General features: G+C 67.1%; 17 protein-coding genes. 15 read left to right on the top strand and 2 right to left on the bottom strand.

Annotated features, from left to right (window positions below; genetic code table 11):
- The first annotated feature begins 10 nt into the window (after positions 1-10).
- The 7 genes from AC1D2O_RS13580 (at position 11) to AC1D2O_RS13550 (ending at position 7,296) form a co-directional block, all read left to right on the top strand.
- On the top strand, positions 11-781 hold the full coding sequence (locus AC1D2O_RS13580) for a fumarylacetoacetate hydrolase family protein (RefSeq protein ID WP_478157190.1): 771 nt from the start codon (positions 11-13) through the stop codon (positions 779-781).
- 33 nt (positions 782-814) lie between these two features.
- Complete coding sequence (locus tag AC1D2O_RS13575) at positions 815-2,041, top strand: pyridoxal-phosphate-dependent aminotransferase family protein (protein WP_478092126.1); 1,227 nt, start codon at positions 815-817, stop codon at positions 2,039-2,041.
- Positions 2,042-2,259: 218 nt separating this feature from the next.
- Positions 2,260-3,585: an MFS transporter gene (locus tag AC1D2O_RS13570; protein WP_478092127.1), complete on the top strand. Its 1,326-nt coding sequence runs from the start codon at positions 2,260-2,262 to the stop codon at positions 3,583-3,585.
- Positions 3,586-3,606: 21 nt separating this feature from the next.
- Positions 3,607-4,326, top strand: coding sequence for a maleate cis-trans isomerase family protein (locus AC1D2O_RS13565; protein ID WP_478092128.1), 720 nt, complete (start codon positions 3,607-3,609; stop codon positions 4,324-4,326).
- On the top strand, positions 4,323-5,750 hold the full coding sequence (gene hydA / locus AC1D2O_RS13560) for a dihydropyrimidinase (RefSeq protein WP_478092130.1): 1,428 nt from the start codon (positions 4,323-4,325) through the stop codon (positions 5,748-5,750). Before AC1D2O_RS13565 ends, hydA begins: the two co-directional genes overlap by 4 nt.
- A 24-nt stretch (positions 5,751-5,774) precedes the next feature.
- Complete coding sequence (locus AC1D2O_RS13555) at positions 5,775-6,530, top strand: aspartate/glutamate racemase family protein (protein ID WP_478092132.1); 756 nt, start codon at positions 5,775-5,777, stop codon at positions 6,528-6,530.
- A 70-nt stretch (positions 6,531-6,600) separates the two neighbouring features.
- Positions 6,601-7,296, top strand: a complete 696-nt coding sequence (locus tag AC1D2O_RS13550; RefSeq protein ID WP_478157188.1) for a GntR family transcriptional regulator — start codon at positions 6,601-6,603, stop codon at positions 7,294-7,296.
- Positions 7,297-7,524: 228 nt separating this feature from the next.
- Here the strand turns inward: AC1D2O_RS13550 and AC1D2O_RS13545 are convergent, their stop codons facing one another.
- Positions 7,525-7,902 (bottom strand): RidA family protein, encoded by a 378-nt coding sequence (locus AC1D2O_RS13545; RefSeq protein WP_478157186.1) that lies wholly within the window; start codon positions 7,900-7,902, stop codon positions 7,525-7,527.
- A gap of 137 nt (positions 7,903-8,039) precedes the next feature.
- Positions 8,040-8,723, bottom strand: a complete 684-nt coding sequence (locus AC1D2O_RS13540) for a TetR family transcriptional regulator (protein ID WP_478092070.1) — start codon at positions 8,721-8,723, stop codon at positions 8,040-8,042.
- Positions 8,724-8,935: 212 nt separating this feature from the next.
- On the opposite strand from AC1D2O_RS13540, the gene AC1D2O_RS13535 reads away from it, so the two are divergent.
- From AC1D2O_RS13535 to AC1D2O_RS13500, 8 genes are all read left to right on the top strand, one after another.
- Complete coding sequence (locus AC1D2O_RS13535; protein WP_478092072.1) at positions 8,936-11,056, top strand: hydantoinase/oxoprolinase family protein; 2,121 nt, start codon at positions 8,936-8,938, stop codon at positions 11,054-11,056.
- Positions 11,053-12,789, top strand: coding sequence for a hydantoinase B/oxoprolinase family protein (locus AC1D2O_RS13530; RefSeq protein WP_478092074.1), 1,737 nt, complete (start codon positions 11,053-11,055; stop codon positions 12,787-12,789). The genes AC1D2O_RS13535 and AC1D2O_RS13530 overlap by 4 nt, the downstream gene beginning before the upstream one ends.
- Positions 12,790-12,825: 36 nt before the next feature.
- A complete protein-coding gene (locus AC1D2O_RS13525; protein WP_478092076.1) occupies positions 12,826-13,827 on the top strand; it encodes an ABC transporter substrate-binding protein in 1,002 nt (333 codons plus the stop codon).
- Positions 13,828-13,852: 25 nt separating this feature from the next.
- Complete coding sequence (locus AC1D2O_RS13520; RefSeq protein WP_478092078.1) at positions 13,853-14,626, top strand: ABC transporter ATP-binding protein; 774 nt, start codon at positions 13,853-13,855, stop codon at positions 14,624-14,626.
- 4 nt (positions 14,627-14,630) lie between these two features.
- Positions 14,631-15,428 carry an ABC transporter permease gene (locus AC1D2O_RS13515; RefSeq protein WP_478157185.1) on the top strand — a complete coding sequence of 266 codons (798 nt, stop codon included), beginning with the start codon at positions 14,631-14,633 and terminating at the stop codon, positions 15,426-15,428.
- Between the two features lie 201 nt (positions 15,429-15,629).
- Complete coding sequence (locus AC1D2O_RS13510; RefSeq protein WP_478092437.1) at positions 15,630-16,580, top strand: MlaD family protein; 951 nt, start codon at positions 15,630-15,632, stop codon at positions 16,578-16,580.
- A gap of 114 nt (positions 16,581-16,694) precedes the next feature.
- On the top strand, positions 16,695-17,543 hold the full coding sequence (locus tag AC1D2O_RS13505) for a tetratricopeptide repeat protein (protein ID WP_478092435.1): 849 nt from the start codon (positions 16,695-16,697) through the stop codon (positions 17,541-17,543).
- Between the two features lie 62 nt (positions 17,544-17,605).
- Positions 17,606-18,514, top strand: a complete 909-nt coding sequence (locus AC1D2O_RS13500; RefSeq protein ID WP_478092433.1) for a DUF2092 domain-containing protein — start codon at positions 17,606-17,608, stop codon at positions 18,512-18,514.
- The last annotated feature ends 4 nt before the right edge of the window (positions 18,515-18,518 follow it).

Raw genomic sequence — 18,518 nt, 5'->3', positions numbered from 1 at the left:
GGAAATCCATATGTCCCTTTCAAAGATCGATGCAGTCGCCGACGCATTGGTGCGCGCGCGTCGCGACAACACCCTGCGCCTTGCCGCGCCCCTGGCCGATGCGCTGGGCAGCGCGGACGATGCCTACGCGGTGCAGCAGCGGGTGGCCGGCGAGCTCGGCTGGTTCGCGACCTCGCCGCCGCGCTACTGGAAGGCCGGCGGCCCGTCGCGCGACGCCGAGCTGACCTGCGCGCCGCTGCCGCCCGCCGGCGTGTGGACGAGCCCGGCGCGCGCCGGCCACTGGCCGTTCCACATGCGCGGCATCGAGGCCGAAGTGGCCTTGCGGCTCGGACGCGAGGTCGATGAAGCGCTCGCATCGACGCTGGATGTCGACAGCGCGCGTGCCCTGGTCGATGCGATGGCGGTCTCGATCGAAGTCGTCGACTCGCGCTGGCAGGAGGCCATCGACGCCCCTGCGCTGTGCAAGCTGGCGGACCTGCAATCGCACGGTGCGCTGGTGCTCGGCGAATGGATTCCGTTTGCCGGGCGCGATTGGAGCGCACAGGCCTGCGAGGTGCGCATCGGCAGCCAGCCGCCGGTCGAACGGCGCGGCACCCACTCGCTCGGCGACCCTGCCCACGTGCTGCCTGCGTGGCTGCGTCATGCCACGCGCCATGGCGACCGCATGGCGGCCGGCACGGTGGTGACCAGCGGCACCTGGGTGGGCATCCTGAGCGCGGTCGAGGGCGACCTCGTCACCGTGGATTTTCCGGGCATCGGCCGCGCGTCGGTGCAGTTCTAGACCCTCGAACCAGACCCAAGGACTGAGACACAAATGATCGCTCTCGACAACCATTCCAGCGGCCGCCATTTCCTGCAGATTCCCGGCCCCAGCCCGGTGCCCGACCGGATCCTCCGGGCCATCAGCCTGCCGACCATCGACCATCGCGGGCCCGAGTTCGCCACGCTCGGCAAGAAGGTGATCGGCGGGTTGCAGCAGGTGTTCCAGACGCGGCATCCGGTGGTGGTCTACCCCGCGTCGGGCACCGGCGCCTGGGAGGCCGCGCTGGTCAACGTGATGAGCCCCGGCGACAGCGTCCTGATGTTCGAGACCGGCCATTTCGCGACGCTGTGGCAGAAGATGGCGCAACGGCTCGGCCTCGAGCCCGAGTTCCTCGCATTGCCGGGCACCGACGAGACCGGTCTGCCGCGCAGCTGGCGCCATGGCGTGCAGGCCGATCTGATCGAGGAGCGCCTGCGCAAGGACAGCGCGCATCGCATCAAGGCCGTGTGCGTGGTGCACAACGAAACCTCCACGGGCGTCACCTCCGACATCGCCGCGGTGCGCCGTGCGATCGACGCGGCGGGCCATCCGGCCCTGTTGATGGTCGACACCATCTCCGGCCTCGCGAGTGCCGACTACCGCCACGACGAGTGGGGTGTCGACGTCACGGTCAGCGGCTCGCAGAAGGGGCTGATGCTGCCGCCGGGCATCAGCTTCAACGCGCTGTCGCCCAAGGCCATCGAAGTCAGCCGGACGGCCCGCTTGCCCAAGGCGTTCTGGGCCTGGGATGAAATCGTCGAGATGAACAAGGGCGGCTACTGGCCCTACACGCCCAGCACGAACCTGCTCTACGGTCTCAGCGAAGCGCTCGACATGCTGCTCGAGCAGGGCCTGCCCGTGGTGTTCGCACGCCACCAGCGATGGGGCGAGGGGGTTCGGACCGCGGTGCGTGCCTGGGGCCTGCCGACGCAATGCGCGGACGAGCGGGTGCATTCGCCGGTGCTGACCGGCGTCATCACGCCGCAAGGGGTCGATGCCGATGCGCTGCGCAAGCTGATCCACGAGCGATTCGATCTCTCGCTCGGCGCCGGGCTGGGCAAGCTGAGGGGCCGCATGTTCCGGATCGGGCACCTGGGCGATTGCAACGACCTGACCCTGATGGCTGCGTTGACGGGCGTCGAGATGGGCTTCAAGCTGGCAGGCGTTCCGCTGGCCGGCAGCGGCGTGCTGGCGGCCATGGCGTTCTTTGCGGCAACGCCCCTGGCGAATGCGAGCTGATTCCGGCTTGGAGGCGGGTGGAGTGGTAGGTGTTTTCACCTAACGTCGACGACATTGTCAACATTGATGTTGACATTGAAGTCGACGGAATCTAAATTCCACCGGACAGCCTCGGAGGTGCACTGGCCAGACCAGCCCGCATCGCGGCTGCAAGCTCGCCAGCGTGCCGGGTGCTTCCCTGCAGGTTGGCACCTCGTGCCAAGCAAGGAGACAAACCGATGCAACCCACCATGACGGCCGACGCGACAGCGACCGCCGCAGCACCCGACACCGCCCTCCAGCCCACCAAGGTGCGTTGGAAGATCTTCCTGATGATGTTGTTCCTCATCTCGATCAACTACATCGACCGGGCGTCGCTGTCCGTGGCCATGCCGCTGATCGCCAAGGAGTTCGACATCGGGCCGGCCGTGCAGGGTCTGCTGTTGAGTTCCTTCTTCTGGACCTATGCGCTCATGCAGATTCCGGGCGGCATGCTGGCGGACCGTTTCGGCCCGCGCATCGTCATCGCCGGCGCGACGCTCGGCTGGGGCTTCTTCCAGGCCATTGCCGCGTTCTGCACCGGCTGGGTTCCCTTGCTGCTGACGCGCCTGGGCCTGGGTGCGGCGGAGGCGCCGATCTATCCCGCGGGCGGCAAGCTCAACGGCATCTGGATGACGCAGAACGAGCGCGGCCGGGGTGCGACCCTGCTCGACGGCGGTGCGCCGCTGGGCGCCGCGCTGGGCGCGATCCTGATCTCGGGCCTCATCGCGATGCTCGGCTCATGGCGCCTGGCCTTCGTCATCGCGGGTGTCGGCACCGTCGTCGCCGGCTTCTTTGCCTGGAGCTACATCCGCAACCATCCGCGCGAACATCCCGGCGTCAACGAGGCGGAGGCGAAGTACATCGAGGCGAGCCATGCGCAGGATGCCGCCAGCGAGCCGAAAGGCGCCAGCGGCCGCCTGCTCGACTTCCTGCGCTTCCGTTCGGTCTGGGGCATGTTCTTCGGCTGGATGTGCTTCAACGCGCTCTTCTACGGCCTGCTCACCTGGATGCCGAACTACCTCTCCAAGGTGCACGGCTTCGACATCAAGCAGATGGGCGGCGCGGTGTTCATCATGTTCTTCTCGGGCTTCGTCGGTGAAATGTTCGGCGGCTGGCTGGCCGACAAGTGGATGGCCGCGGGCGCCTCGACCACCAGGGTGCTGCGCACGCTGTTCGGCATCTCGTCGGTGATCGCCACCATTGCGATCTACATGGTGTCGCAGATCACGAACCCGGTCGTCGTGGTCGTGCTGCTGTCGATCACGCTGTTCTTCCTGCGCTGGTGCGGCCTGTTCTGGTGCGTGCCTTCGATCCTCGGTCGCCGGGCGCACGTCGGCTTCCTCGGCGGCACGATGAACCTGGGCGGCAACGTCGCGGGCATCGGCGTGCCGATCGTGGTCGGCCTGATCGTGCAGGCGACCGGCTCCTACTTCCTGGCGCTGATGCTGTTCGCGGCGGCCGGTGCGGGCCTGTTCGTCTGCTCCACGCTGCTGATCGACTACAGCAAGAAGCTGCCCGTCTAGTTCACTTTCAAAGTTCGCGAAATGTCCCAGCAAAAACGCATCGGCGTGTTGACGCCTTCCTCCAACACGGCGCTCGAGCCGCTGACCAGCGCCATGGTCGCCGGCGTGCCGGGTGTCACGGCGCATTTCTCGCGGTTCCGGGTGACCGAGATCTCGATGGGCGACAAGTCGCAGAGCCAGTTCGACGAGCGCACGATCCTCGACGCGGCGAAGCTGCTGGCCGATGCGAATGTCGACGTGATCTGCTGGAGCGGCACCTCCGCGAGCTGGCTCGGCTTCGAGCGCGACCGCGCGCTGTGCGCCCGCATCACCGAAGCGACCGGCATTCCCGCGACCACATCGGTGCTGGCGCTCAACGACCTGCTGGCCGCACAGGGCGCGCGCACGCTGGGGCTCGTGTCGCCCTATGTCGAAGACGTGCAGCGGCGCATCGTCGCCAACTACGCTGAACTCGACGTCGAGTGCGTGGCCGAACGGCACCTCGATCTCACGGTGAACTTCTCGTTCGCCGAGGTCGCGCCCGACACGCTGCGCACGATGATTCGCGAGGTGGCGCAGGCCAAGCCCGACGCCATCACCGTGATGTGCACCAACCTGCACGGTGCGCCGCTGGTGGACGAGCTGGAGCGCGAGCTCGGCATCCCGATCTACGACTCGGTGGCGACCGTGGTCTGGAAGGCGTTGAAGCTCATCGGTGTCGATACGCGCAGTGTCAAGGGTTGGGGAGGGCTGTTTTCATGATCACCAAGGGTCTTGATCTGGTCGTGCGCAATGCGCGCGTGGCCACCGCCAGCGACACCTTCGATGCCGACATCGGCATCGTCGACGGCCGCATCGTGCAGCTCGGCATGGGCCTGCCCGCCGGCGTCCGCGAGATCGATGCGGCCGGCGCCTTCGTCACGCCGGGCGGCGTCGATGCCCATTGCCATCTCGACCAGCCCATGGAGGCACCGGTGCGAATGGCCGACGATTTCGACACCGGCACCCGTGCGGCCGCCTGCGGAGGCACCACCACGGTGATTCCGTTCGCCGCGCAGCAGAAGGGCCAGTCGCTGCGCGCCGCGGTGCGCGACTACCACGAGCGCGCGGAGGGCCGCGCGCACGTCGACCACGCCTTTCATCTGATCGTCAGCGACCCGACCGAGGAGGTGCTCAAGCACGAGCTGCCGCAATTGATCGCCGAAGGCTACACGTCGTTCAAGATCTACATGACGTACGACGATCTCAAGCTCAACGACGGCCAGATCCTGGACGTGCTGGATGTCGCGCGAAGCCACGACGCCATGGCGATGATCCATGCCGAAAACGCGGACTGCATCGAGTGGCTGACCAAGCGGCTGGAGGCCAGCGGCCGGACGGCGCCGCGGTTTCACGCGCATTCGCGGCCGATGCTGGTCGAACGCGAGGCCACGCACCGGGCCATCGCGCTGTCGGAACTCGTCGACGTGCCGATCATGATCGTCCACGTGTCGGGCAAGGAGGCCGTCGAACAGATCCGCTGGGCGCGCTCGCACGGCCTGCACGTGTTTGCCGAGACCTGTCCGCAGTACCTGTTTCTCACCGCCGAGGACCTCGGCATCGACGACAGCTACGGCGGCGCCCGCTGCGTGTGCAGTCCGCCGCCGCGCAACAAGGACAACCAGCAGGTCATCTGGAACGGCCTGGCCGACGGCCTGTTCACGATCTTCTCGTCCGACCATGCGCCGTTCCGCTATGACGCACCGGAAGGCAAGAAGCCGGGCGGCAAGGAGGTCGAGTTCCGCCACATTCCCAACGGCATTCCGGGCATCGAGACCCGGTTGCCGCTGCTGTTCTCGCACGGCGTGCTCGACGGTCGCATCACCATCAACCGCTTCGTCGAACTGACGTCGACGAACCCTGCCAAGGCCTACGGCCTGCATCCGCGCAAGGGCACCATCGCCATCGGCGCCGATGCCGACCTCGTGGTCTGGGGCGCCACGCCGCGCCAGGTGCGCAATGCCGATCTTCACCACGCGGTGGACTACACGCCCTACGAGGGCATCGAGGTGAAGGCATGGCCGGCGCTGACGATCGCGCGCGGCGAGGTGGTGTGGGACGGCGACACCTTCCATCCGCGCGCCGGCCGCGGACAGTTTCTGAAGCGCGGCCGGCCGAGCCTGCTGCCGGCTCGCCCCCTCCGATAGCGCCACGCAGAACCGAGGCCCGCCATGAACCTGCTGCTGATCAACCCCAACACCTCCCAGAGCGTTTCCGACCTGATCGAGGCGGAGGCGCGCCGCGCGGCCGCGCCGGGCACGCAGATCCGCGTGCTCACGGCGCCGTTCGGCGTCGCGTACATCGAGACGCGCTTCGAATCGCTGATCGGCGCCTACGCCACAGCCACGCTCGCCGCCGAACACTGCGACCGGCATGACGCCATCGTCGTCGCCGCCTTCGGCGATCCGGGCATCGACGGGCTGCGCGAAGTGCTCGACATCCCCGTGGTCGGGCTGACCGAGGCCGCGCTGATGAGCGCCTGCCTGCTCGGCAAGCGTTTCTCGATCGTCGCGATCTCGCACCGGATCACCGCCTGGTACCGCGAATGCGTCCAGGCCAACGGCCTGAGCGAGCGCCTGGCAAGCATCCGCAACCTGGACAACCCGCTGAAGGACATTGGGCGCGTCCAGGAAGACCACACGGCGCGCCTGGAAGCGCTGTGCCTGTCGGCCGTGCAGGACGACGGCGCCGACGTGATCATCATCGCCGGCGCACCGCTGGCGGGCCTGGCGCGATCGATCCGGGACCGCATTCCGGTGCCCGTGGTCGATGGCGTGTCGAGCGCCGTCTGCCACGCGCAGACGCTGGTGTCACTGGGCACGCTGCCCGCGCGCCAGGGCAGTTTCGCGCCGCCGCCGATCAAGCCGAACCACGGACTGCCCGAGGGCATTGCAAGGCTGCTCGCACGGGACCGCGCGCAGAGATGAGGCCTTCGGCGACCTGACGGCGTTCCGACGCCTGAATCCGTCGCTAAGATCGCAACGCATGCCAAAGAAAATGATTTCTCCCAAGGACACGAGCGCAACCGGCCGCGAGCAGAGCGTCGAAGCCATCGCCGAGAAGATCTCCACGGCGATTCTCGAACACCGCCTGGCGCCGGGCACCAAGCTCGGCGAAGACCGGCTGGCAACCATCTTCGGCACCAGCCGCGCCAAGGTGCGCGAGGTGCTGGCCCGCCTGGCCCATGAGCAGATCGTCGAGCTGGTGCCGCAGCGCGGCGCCCATGTCGCCAAGCCGACCATCGAGCAGGCACAGGACGTCTTCGAGGCGCGCCGCCTGATCGAGCCCGGCGTGCTGCGCCGGCTGATCGGCACGATGGACGACTTCAAGATGCAGCGCCTGCGCCGGCATCTCGAACTCGAGGCCGACGCGCGCCAGCGCAACGATGCGCGCGCCGTGGTGCGCCTGTCGGGCGAATTCCACCTGCTGCTGGCCGAACTGGCCGGCAACTCGGCGCTCGCGCGCACGATGCGCGAGCTGTCGACGCTGACCTGCCTGATCATCTCGCTGTACGACGCGCCCACCGCGACCAGTTGCCGCGCCGACGAGCACGAAGAGATCGTCGACGCGATCAAGCGCAACGACGCGCGGCGGGCCGAAACCCTCATGCTCCACCATCTGGACCACATTCAGCAAAGCCTCCGGCTCGACGCGGGAAGCGACGAGGCCGACCTGGAGAGCATCCTCGGATAGCGGGCGGCTTTGGGCGCCCTGGGTTCCATCAGCGCGCTGCCTGTTTTTGAGGCATCGCGTCGGAAGGCCCGTCTGGAGTCAATCCCCTGCGTTGCGCATGCGGTTGTCCACAAGTCTGTCCACCGGGTCCGGGGACAACGCCGCCCGCGCGTCGCGCTTGACGCGCCAGCTCGAAATGCCCGCTGGAGGCGGACAAGGCGCTGCCGAAAGAAGAGATCGGCATCGGCCTCACGGCCTGTAGGCAATGACCTCGATCTCGATCTTGGTGGCGACCATGTTTGTCGCCTGAATTGTCGAGCGTGCCGGCTTGTCTCCAGGGAAGAACTCGCTGTAGATGCGATTGAATTCATCGAAGTCGCGTGCGTCATCGAGCCAGACCGTGGTCTTCACCACGTCCTCGAGCGTGCAACCGGCCAATGAAAGTGCATGAGCGACGTTCTTCATCGTCTGGCGCGTGTGAGCCTCGATCCCGCCTGCGACGACGTTGCCGTTTTCGTCCCTGGCCACCTGTCCGGACACAAAGACGAAGCCGCCGGCCTTCGTCGCCAGCGAGCGCGGCAGCGTTCGTGTACCCGCATTGCTCTCTCGAAAGAACTCCGTCGTCATTTTCGGTACCTTTCGTGAAGAAGGGGACCCGGCGAGGTGCCGATGCGACCCGCCGGCACATTCTTCAGGAAGCGAAGTGCCGCGTAAAGTGCCGGGTCGTCGACGCCAAGGAGAACTCAGATGACCGTTGCGCGGATTCAGCAAGCGATTGAAGGGGGCGCCGGAAGCCCCCGCTTGTCGCACAGGTAGCTGATGACCATGTCGGCCGCATGGTGTAGCCGTGCCTGCACGCGGTCCGGCGCCCCCAGGTCGACGCCGAGCACATACGACAGCGTGTAGCGGTTGGTGATGAAGTACGAGCCCAGCCCCGAGATCGACACGTAGAGATCGACCCAGTCCGCATCCAGCCGGAACACACCCTGTTCCTTGCCCTTCTCGAGCACGTTGGCCAGGGCCGTGCGCAGCGGATTGAACATCGCCGCGATCTGCTTGGACTTGCGGATGTGCGCCGCCTTGTGCAGGTTCTCGGTCGACAGCAACTGCAGGAAATCAGGCTGATCGATGAAGTGCTGGATGGTCTTCATCACCAGTTCGCGCATGTCCTCGACCGGGTTGTCGCCGGTCAGCGCGAGCTCATTCTGCCGCTCGCGCATGGCGCCGTAGGCATGCTCCATCACTTCGATGAACAGGGCTTCCTTGCTCGCGAAGTAGTGATAGACCAGGTTCTTGCTGATCTTGCAGCGCGCGACGATGGCATCGACCCGCGCGCCGTCGTAGCCGTGCGCGGCGAACTCCTTGCTCGCGATCTTGACGATGCGCTCGCGCGTGGCCTGCGCATTGCGTGGCCGGCGCTTGGCCGTGGCGGCCTTGGTTTCTGTCATGGATTCACCGGTCTCCTGCGGGCTGGGCCCAACCCGGCCGCGCGAGTTTAGCGGGCCCATCCCGAACCTCTTGCCGAAACTGATGAAAGTTCGCGTTGACAGGCGGCCATCACGTCTCCTATATTTCGCTTCATATTGGACTAGCTAGTTAGTTAGTTTATCGGAGAGTCGGATTATCAACCAGCCGCGAGGCATGTGAAACGGAGTAGCGGATGAACTTGACCAAGAGCGCCTCTCGAGGCGTCCGCGTCGGGTGCGACATTGGAGGCACCTTCACGGACATCGTCCTGGCCCTGCCCGACGGCAGGCTGTTCGTGAACAAGACGTCGACCACGCCGGAGAACCTCGGCCTGGCGATCGTCAACGGCCTGGGCGCGCTGATCGATCAGGCCGGCGTGGCGCCCGGCGACATCACCGAGATCGTGCACGGCACCACCACGGCCTCGAACACGATCCTGCAGAAGGTCGGTGCGCCGACCGGCGTGCTGACCACCGAGGGCTTTCGCGACGTGCTCGAGATCGGCCGCATCCGCACGCCCACGATGTTCGACCTCGGCTGGTCCAAGCCCGAACCCCTGTCCACCCGGCGCTGGCGCCGCGGCATCCGCGAGCGCATCGATGCGCAGGGCCGCGTCGTCACGGCGCTCGACACGGCGCAACTGCTCGACGAGACGCGGCAGCTGGCCGACGAGGGCGTGACCTCGCTCGCGATCTGCTTCCTCAACAGCTATATCAATCCGGCGCACGAGCTGGCGGCCAAGGCGCTGCTGCAGCAGCACTTTCCGCAGCTGTTGCTGAGCGTCTCCTGCGAAGTGCTGCCGGAGATCAAGGAGTACGAGCGCACCAGCACGACGGTGGTCAACGCCTACATCCTGCCGGCCATGCGCACCTATCTGGCCCGGCTGCGCGACGACCTCACGCGCATGGGCATCACTGCCTCGCTGCAGGTGATGGCGTCGAACGGCGGCATGATGGGCATCGCCTCGGCCAGCGACAAGCCGGTCTTCGCGGTCGCCTCGGGACCGGCGGGCGGCGTGGCCGGTGCGGTCGAGATCGGCGCGCTCGGCGGCGACGCCGACCTGATCGTGTTCGACATGGGCGGCACCACCGCCAAGGCTTCGATCATCGCGAACGGCCAGCCCTCGCTGACCAACGAGTACGAGTTCCGCGACGGCATCAGTGCGCCGAGCCGCTTCGTCAAGGGCGGCGGCTACGTACTCAAGGTGCCGGCGATCGACATCGCCGAAGTCGGCGCCGGCGGCGGCTCGATCGCCTGGATCGATGCCGGCGGCCTGCTGTGCGTCGGCCCGGAATCGGCCGGCGCGCACCCGGGCCCGGCCTGCTACGGCAACGGCAATCCGCATCCGACGGTGACCGACGCCAACATGGTGCTCGGCTACCTGAATCCCAAGGCGCTGGCGGGCGGTAGCCTCAAAGTGTCGCCCGAACTGTCGAAGACGGCGATCGAACACGACGTTGGCCGACCGCTCGGGCTCAACCTGCTGGCTGCTGCGCATGGCGTGCGCCACGTCGCCAACGTCAACATGGCGCGTGCGATCCGCGCCGTCACGGTGGAACGCGGCCGCGATCCGCGCGAGATGTCGATGATCGCCTTCGGTGGCGGCGGTCCGCTGCATGCGGTCGCCGTGGCCCGGCTGCTCGGCATCAAGCGGGTGATCGCGCCGATCATGGCCGGCGTGTTCTGCTCGGCCGGCATGCTGTCGGCCGATGCCGAGCACAACTTCGTCAAGGCCGTACTGCGGCCGCTCGCGGACTGCGAGCCGGCCGCCATAGGCGCGATCGCGAATGCGCTGTCCGACAAGGGCTACACGGTGCTGGCATCGGAAGGCTATCCGCCGGAAGACGCGAGCGCCGTGCTGGCCGTCGACCTGCGCTACCTGGGCCAGAGCTCCGAGCTCACGATACCGCTGGCGTCGGCGCGCCTCGACGCCGACGTGGTCGCGCAACTCACGCGCGATTTCCAGGCGATGTACCAGCAGACCTTCGGCTACAGCAGTGACGAGCCGCTGGAGCTGGTCAACCTGCGGGTTTCGGCGCGCGGCCGGAGCAAGCACCGCCTCGACTTCGCCAGCTGCCAGGTCGACGCGACCGCGCTACAGGGCGAGAGCGGCACCCGGCTGGTGAGTTTCGCGGCCGGCGAAGCGCCCGTCATGACGCGCATCGTGCCGCGTGCGAGGATCGGCCAGTCGGCCGAGCAGGGGCCGATGGTGATCGAGTCCTACGACACCACCATCGTGGTTCCGCCGCACTGCAGCGTGCGATCGGACGCGATCGGCAACATCATCATCGACCTCCAGGAGCAAGCGCAATGACCATCCAGATCGACCCGATCACCTTCGCCGTGATCAAGAACGCGATGGACTCGATCGTCGACGAGGTCGCCTACACCGTGTTGCGCACCGCGCGCTCGGAGATCGTCAAGGACGTGATGGACTACTCGGCCGCGATCTGCGACCGCCAGGGGCGGATGATCGCGCAGGCCAAGACCATCGCGCTGCACCTGGGCGCGATCCCCGAGGCGATGGAGGCCGTCAAGGCGCGCTACGGCAACGACCTGGCGCCCGGCGACGCGATCATCGTCAACGACCCGTACCAGGGCGGCATGCACCTGCCCGACATTTTCATGTTCGTGCCGTTCTTCTACCAGGGCGAACTCGAAGGCTTCTGCGTCGTGATCTGCCACCACACCGACGTCGGCGGCCGCGTTCCGGGCTCCAACGCCAGCGACTCGACCGAGATCTACCAGGAAGGGCTGCGCATCCCGGTGGTCAAGTTCTACGACGGCGGCAAGGTCAACGACATCATGGAGCGCGTGATCGCGCAGAACGTGCGGGTGCCGGACCGGGTGCTCGGCGACCTGCGCGCGCAGTACGCCGCCTGCCAGGTCGGCGTGCGCGAGCTCACCAGCCTGCTCGACCGCTATGGCCGCGAGGGCGCACGCACCTATTTCGCCGAGCTGCTCGACTACGCCGAGCGCCTGACCCGTGCCGAGATACGGACCTGGCCCAAGGGCACCTTCACCTTCGAGGACTTCATCGACGACGACGGCCTGTCGCCGGAGCCGATCCCGATCCGGGTCGCGCTGACGGTGCATGAGGACCACGTCAGCGTCGACTACACCGGCTCGTCGCCGCAGGTTCGCGCGGCCATCAACTCGACCCGCTCGTACACCAACTCGTGCACCTACCTGAGCGTGCGCTGCGCGCTCAAGGGCGACGTGCCGAACAACGCCGGCGTATTCCGCTGCGTCGAGATCCACGTACCCGAAGGGACGGTGCTGAATCCGGTCGAGCCGGCGGCCGTCGCGGCCCGTGCGCTCACCGGCTACCGGGTGTTCGACACCATGCTCGGTGCGCTGGCCCAGGTGGTTCCCGACCGCATCCCGGCGGCGGGCGAGGGCGGCAACACGGTGGTCTGCCTGTCGGGAAAGCGGGACGATGGCCAACCCTACATCATCGTCGACATGATCTGCGGTGCCTGGGGCGCGCGGCCGCATGCCGATGGCGTCGAGGCCATCACCAACGCCTCGCAGAACCTGTCCAACACGCCGATCGAAACGCTGGAAGCGCAGCATCCGGTGCGAGTCGAGTCTTATGAGCTGCAGCCCGATTCGTGCGGTGCCGGCCGCTACCGCGGCGGCCTCGGCATCCAGCGCAGCTACCGCGTGCTGGCCGACGACGTGCTGCTGCAATTGCGCGCCGACCGAATGAAGTTTCAGCCCTACGGCCTCGATGGCGGTGGCGCGGCAGCCGCGGCATCGAACATCCTCACGCGCGGCGACGTCGACGAGGCGCTGCCGAGCAAGGTCGGCATGCAGATTGCACGAAACGACAAGGTGACGCACATCCAGCCGGGCGGCGGCGGATTCGGCAATCCCTTGCTACGCCCGCTGGCCGAGATCGAGAAAGACGTCTGGAATCGCAAGCTGAGCGCGGCGTTCGTGCGGCAGCACTACCTGGCGATCGTCGATCCGCATACCGGCAAGGCCGACCCCGCCGCGACGCGGGCGCTGCGCGCCGAGCGCGTGGCCAGCACCCCTTCCTGAACGGATTCCACCCACAACCTGCAACCGGAGAATGCAATGAAGCGACGGACACTGAGCACCGGGCTGGCGGCAATGATTGCCCTGCCCGTCCTTTCCCTGGGCGGCGCGCCAGCGCGTGCGCAAGGCGCGGAGAAACTGCGCGTGAGGCTGGATTTTTCGCCCTGGGGCATGCATGGTGCGATGCACCTGGCGCTGCAGAAAGGCCTGTTCAAGGCGCAGGGCCTGGACGTCGAAGTGCAGGACGGCACTGGCACCATCTCGACCCTGCAACTGCTGTCGGCAGGCCAGGCCGACATCGGCCAGGTCGCACTCGGCACGATGGCGGTCGCGAAGGAGAACGGGCTCGACCTGATCTCGGTGGCGGGTTTCGCGCGCACCGGCGACCTGGCGGTGCTGATGGACCAGTCGCTGGGCATCAAGACGCCCAAGGATCTCGCCGGCAAGAAGATCGTCTGCTTCACGACCAGCCCGTGGGCGCCTTTCATCGAGCCCTTCCTCAAGGCCAACGGCATGACGAAGAGCAGCATCGAGCTGGTGATGGTCGCGCCGAGCGCGATGATCTCGACCTATGCATCGGGCAACAGCGACGGCTTCATGTCGCAGGCGCCGTTCGGCCAGCCGATGGTGCTGAAGACGCGCAAGGCATCGGCGCTGCTCCTCGGTGACAGCGGCATCAGCTTCCCGAGCTACGGACTGGCGCTGACGCCGAAGACCCTCGAGAGCAAGCGCGAGGCGATCGCGAAGTTCGTCCAGGTGCAGGTCAAGGCCTGGCAGTACATCCACGATGGCCACGTCGACGAGGCGGTGGCCGCGATCATCGCCCAGCGGCCGAATGCCAAGCTTGATGCCGACGTGCTGCGCGGGCAGATCGCCGCCTATCGCCCGTTCTTCGAGAGTCCGACCGCCAAGAACCTGCCGTTCGGATTGCAGACCGACGCCGATTGGGCCGCGGCGATCAAGTCGATGGAGCAGACCGGCCAGATCAAGCCCGGCCACAAACCCTCGGATTACTACACCAATGCGCTCCTGGCCGTCTGAACCCGCTCCCGCGAGGAACACCCCCGTGTCCAGCTTCCTTGAGATCGAGCGGCTGAACAAGATCTACCGCTCGGAGCGCAAGCCGATCCATGCGCTGCAGGACATCGACCTGCACATCGAGGAAGGCGAGTTCGTCAGCATCGTCGGCCCGAGCGGCTGCGGCAAGAGCACGCTGATGCGCTGCATGGCCGGGCTCGAGCCGATCACCAGCGGCAAGCTCGCACTGCGCGGCAGGGACATCGATGCGCCGCCAGACGACATGGGCGTGGTGTTCCAGCGCGACCTGCTGCTCGAGTGGCGCAACATCCTCGACAACGTGCTGGTGGCAGCCGAGTTCCATGATCTCGATCGGCGCCAGCACGAGCCTCGGGCGCGCGAGTTGCTCGGCCTGTTCGGGCTGTCGGCCTTCCTCGACCGCTACCCGCGCGAGCTCTCCGGCGGCATGCGCCAGCGCGTGTCGATCTGCCGCGCCATGCTGCTCGACCCGCAGCTGCTACTGATGGATGAACCCTTCGGTGCGCTCGATCCGTTCACCCGCGACGAGCTCAATGCCGAGCTGCAGCGGACCTGGCTGGCCACGGGCAAGACCGTGGTCTTCATCACTCATTCGATCACCGAGGCGGTCTACCTCGGCGGCCGCGTGGTAATGATGGCGCGTGGGCCCGGCCGCATCGCCGACGTGATCCCGATCGAACTCGAGCGACCGCGCGGGCTCGACATCCGCGAGACGGCGGAGTTCGCCGCCTACGTCGCCCGCATCCGAGACACCTTCCGAGACATCGGCATCTTCAAGGGCTGATACCATGAAATACATCTGGGCCCGAACCGAGCGAAGCCGGCAGGCGATGTTCACGCTGCTGGTGCTGCTCGTGATCTGGGAGGCCTGCGTGCGAACGCTGGGCATTCGCGACTTCCTGCTGCCGGCGCCGTCCAAGATCATCGCGCAGTTCTTCGCCCAGCCGGGCTATCTGCTGCTCGAAAGCCTCGATACGCTGCGCACCACGCTCTATGGCTTCGCGCTCGCGCTGCTGCTCGGCGTGGCTGCGGCGATCGGCATCGTGTATTCGAAGTTCCTGGACCGCACACTCTACTCGCTGCTGGTCGCGCTGAACGCGGTGCCCAAGGTCGCGCTGGCACCGCTGTTCGTGATCTGGATGGGCACGGGCGCCATGCCGAAGGTCGCGATCGCGATGCTGATCGCGATCTTCCCGATCCTGATCGACACCGTGCTCGGCCTGCGCTCGACCGATCCCGACATGCTCGACATGGCGCGCGTCAACCATGCCTCGCGCGCCAAGATGCTGTGGAAGATCCGATTTCCAAATGCGCTGCCGAGCATCTTCGCGGGCATGAAGGTCGGCGTGTCCTTCGCACTGGTCGGCACCATCGTCGGCGAGTTCGTCGCCGGCGAGGCGGGGCTTGGCCATGTGATTCTGGTGGCACAGGGGAGCTTCGATACGTCCACGGTGTTTGTCGCGCTGATCCTGCTGTGCATCCTGGGGGTGCTGCTGTTCAAGGCCATCGAGGTCGCGGAGGCGCGCTACCTGGTCTGGCATGCCTCGCAGCGCGAGCGTCCGGGGCTGAACGGCGCGTCGGCTTGAAGGAATTTACTTTCGCGCGCCTATGAATTTGCCGACTTCCCACGCTGCCGGTAGTGATACGTGCATTTAGGACCTCTGACCTTCTTCCGGGTGGCGAAGTGAGTGTCGGCCGCGTTCGGGAACGCGCACACCCTGGACCCCCATCCCGGAGATACTCGCGAGGTTCAGGAATCTGGCGCTCTCTTTCACCGGAGGATACCGATGCTCAAATCCGACACAAGGCCCCGGACTGCCCCCGCGGTGGTGGTGGTCCTCGTCCTGGTCATCGCCGCGTTGCTGGCCTGGATCGCCTACCAGCAGGGCTTGTTCCAGCGCCAGGACAGGCTCTTCGTCGACCTGCCCGACGCCGCCGGCATGGCCCAGGGCATGCCGGTGACCACCCGTGGCGTGGTGGTCGGCAACGTGCGCGCCATCTCGCTGTCGCCGGCCGGCGCATCGGGCGCACGGCTCGAACTCGGCATTGGCCGCGACCACATGGCGCAGATTCCGAAGGGCACGCGGGCCCGCCTGGTGCAGGAGAGCCCGATCGGCAAGCCCGCGATCGACCTGGTGCCGCCGCGGGCCGGTGGGCAGCCGGTGGCGTCCGGCGAGGTGCTGGCGTTCGAGCGCGGCGGGGACGGCGGCCTGATCGCGCAGGAGATGCAGACCGCGCTGATGCCGGTGATCGCCGACGCGCGCAAGCTGACCGAAAGCCTGACCGACCCGGACGGCGCCTTCCAGCAGACGCTGCAGGCGGGCCGCGATGTCGTCTCGAAAATGCCCGCGATCGCCGAGAGGACCAGCGACGTGCTCGACAAGACGCAGCAGGCCGTGCAGACCATAGAGACCGGTGCCGTGTCCACGCTGCAGAGGGCCGGCCAGACCATCGACGTCGTGGCGCAGGCCGCCCCCGAAGTGATCGAGAAGGTGCAGCAGGCCGCGGCCACCTCGCAGAAGGCCAGTGCCGAGCTGCAGGCGATGGCGGCCCAGGCGTCGGAGCGATTGCCCGCCGTGCTCGACCAGGTCCAGGCCGCGGCGACGCAGACCAACCAGATGGTGAGCAATGCGCGCCAGACCTGGCCGATCAGCCTGCTGACCGGCACGCCGACCACGCCACAGTCGCTGCCGATCGACAGCATCGGCGGGCTGCCGCTTCCGGGGGAGGTGCAATGAGCCGCCGGGCCGCCCCCAAGGCGAATACCGAAGCGCTGCTGCGCGGAGGTTCCCAATGAGCCGCCGGGCCGCTCCCAAGGCGAGTACCGAAGCGCTGCTGCGCGGAGGTTCCCAATGACGAGCCGCGCAGTGAGACGGAACGCCTGCGGGCTGTGTGCCCTGGCCCTGTGCCTGCTCGGCGCTTGCTCGACGCCGCCCGTGCGCTCGGCGTCCGAGATCCAGGCCCAGGGCTACAGCACCCAGGGCATCGATCGCTACAAGGCGGGGAACCTGCCGCGTGCGCTGGCCTTCTTCCAGCAGGCACTGGTGGTCGAACAGTCGATCGAGGACGATGACGCCATCGCCGCCACGCGGCTCAACCTCTCGATGGTCTACCTGCGCATGGGGCGCCAGGACGAGGCGCTGAAGCAGCTCGACCTGGTGCTGGACGAGCGCCGCCTCGCGTTCAGCGCCGAGCGCCGTGCCGAGGCCGCATTGCGTCGCGCCATGGCGGTGCAGGCGAGCGATCGCGCGAGCGCCGGGCAATCGCTCGATCAGGCCGCCACGCTCTGCGGCAGCGGCTGCAGTGTCAGGGGCAAGATCCTCAACCTGAAGGCCTATCTGGCGCTGAGCGCCGGAAACGCCGAGGAGGGATTGCGGCTGGCGCAGCAGGCCCAGCGCGCGCTGGCCAAGGACGATGCGCTGGAGAAGGCCAATGCGCTGCGCCTGCAGGGCAGTGCCTATCTCGCGATGAAGACACCGGCCGCCGCGGTGCCGCTGCTCGAAGAAGCCTTGAAGATGGACAAGGCGGCGGGAGCGAGCGAGAAGATCTACCAGGACTTGCTGCTCCTGGGTCAGGCGTCGCAGGACAAGCCGGAACTCGCCCGGGACTACTGGACCCGGGCGCGCGACGTGGCCCTCGCCGCCGGGAACGAGGCGGGTGCCGAGCGCACCGCGAGACTGCTGGCGGCTGCGGCGCCGTAGACCGCGGCGCGGCGTTGACGGCGGGACGATCCGCGCCGTTGCCTGGGATAGAACCGGATACCGTGCGTTCGCGCCTGGCCGCGACGAGGCCGCTCGGCCGCGGCCGAACTTCGGCATTTGGCATGGCGATTGATATTTGTCAATTTGCGATCCGACCCGCTCGCGCATGCTGGACGCGCAGCTGCAAAGGAGCGCAGATGAAACTCGGAAGACTTGCATCGGCCATTCTGGCCTTGTCTCTGGCGGCACCGGTCGTCGACGCGCAAACAGCCCCCGCGGGCGCGGCCCCGCCGCCCGCCGCCAATCCCGTCGATCCGGCTTCGATTCAGGCCCTCAAGGACATGGGCGCCTACTTGCAGACGCTGGACCGGTTCCGGGCCTCGACCACGCTGACGGGCGAGCGCGTCCTGAGCGACGGCCAGAAGCTGATGCACACGGCCTCGGCCACGGTCGATGCAGAGCGTCCCAACAAGCTGCGCGCCCGGATGTGGAGTGTTCGCTCGGAGCGCGAGATCTTCTATGACGGCAAGACGGTTGCGCTGTACATCCCTGCGCAGAAGTACTACTCGACCGTCGAGTTCTCGGAGCCCAACAGCGTGCTCGTCGGCAAGCTGGAAGAGCGCTACGGCGTCGAGATCCCGATGTCCGACCTGTTCACCTGGGGCACCCCGGCAGCGCCGGTCGACAAGATCGAATCGGCGATGAATGCCGGGCAGGACTTCATCGGGGACAGTCTCTGCGACCACTACGCCTTTCGACAGGGGGATTTCGATTGGCAGATCTGGATCACGGCGGGCAACAAGCCCTTGCCGCGCAAGCTCGTGATCACCAACCGCAGCGACGATGCGCGACCGCAATCGATCACCCTCATGGACTGGAATCTGAAGCCGGCCTTCAACGAGGCGACGTTCAGGTTCACACCACCCAAGGGTGCGACCCGAATCGAAATTGTTCCGGTGAAAGCCAGGTGAGGAG

It is taken from the genome of Variovorax sp. P1_G12, assembly GCF_056405555.1.
Note: the sequence above shows the minus strand (reverse complement) of the source record. Positions and strands in the feature narration are given on the sequence as shown.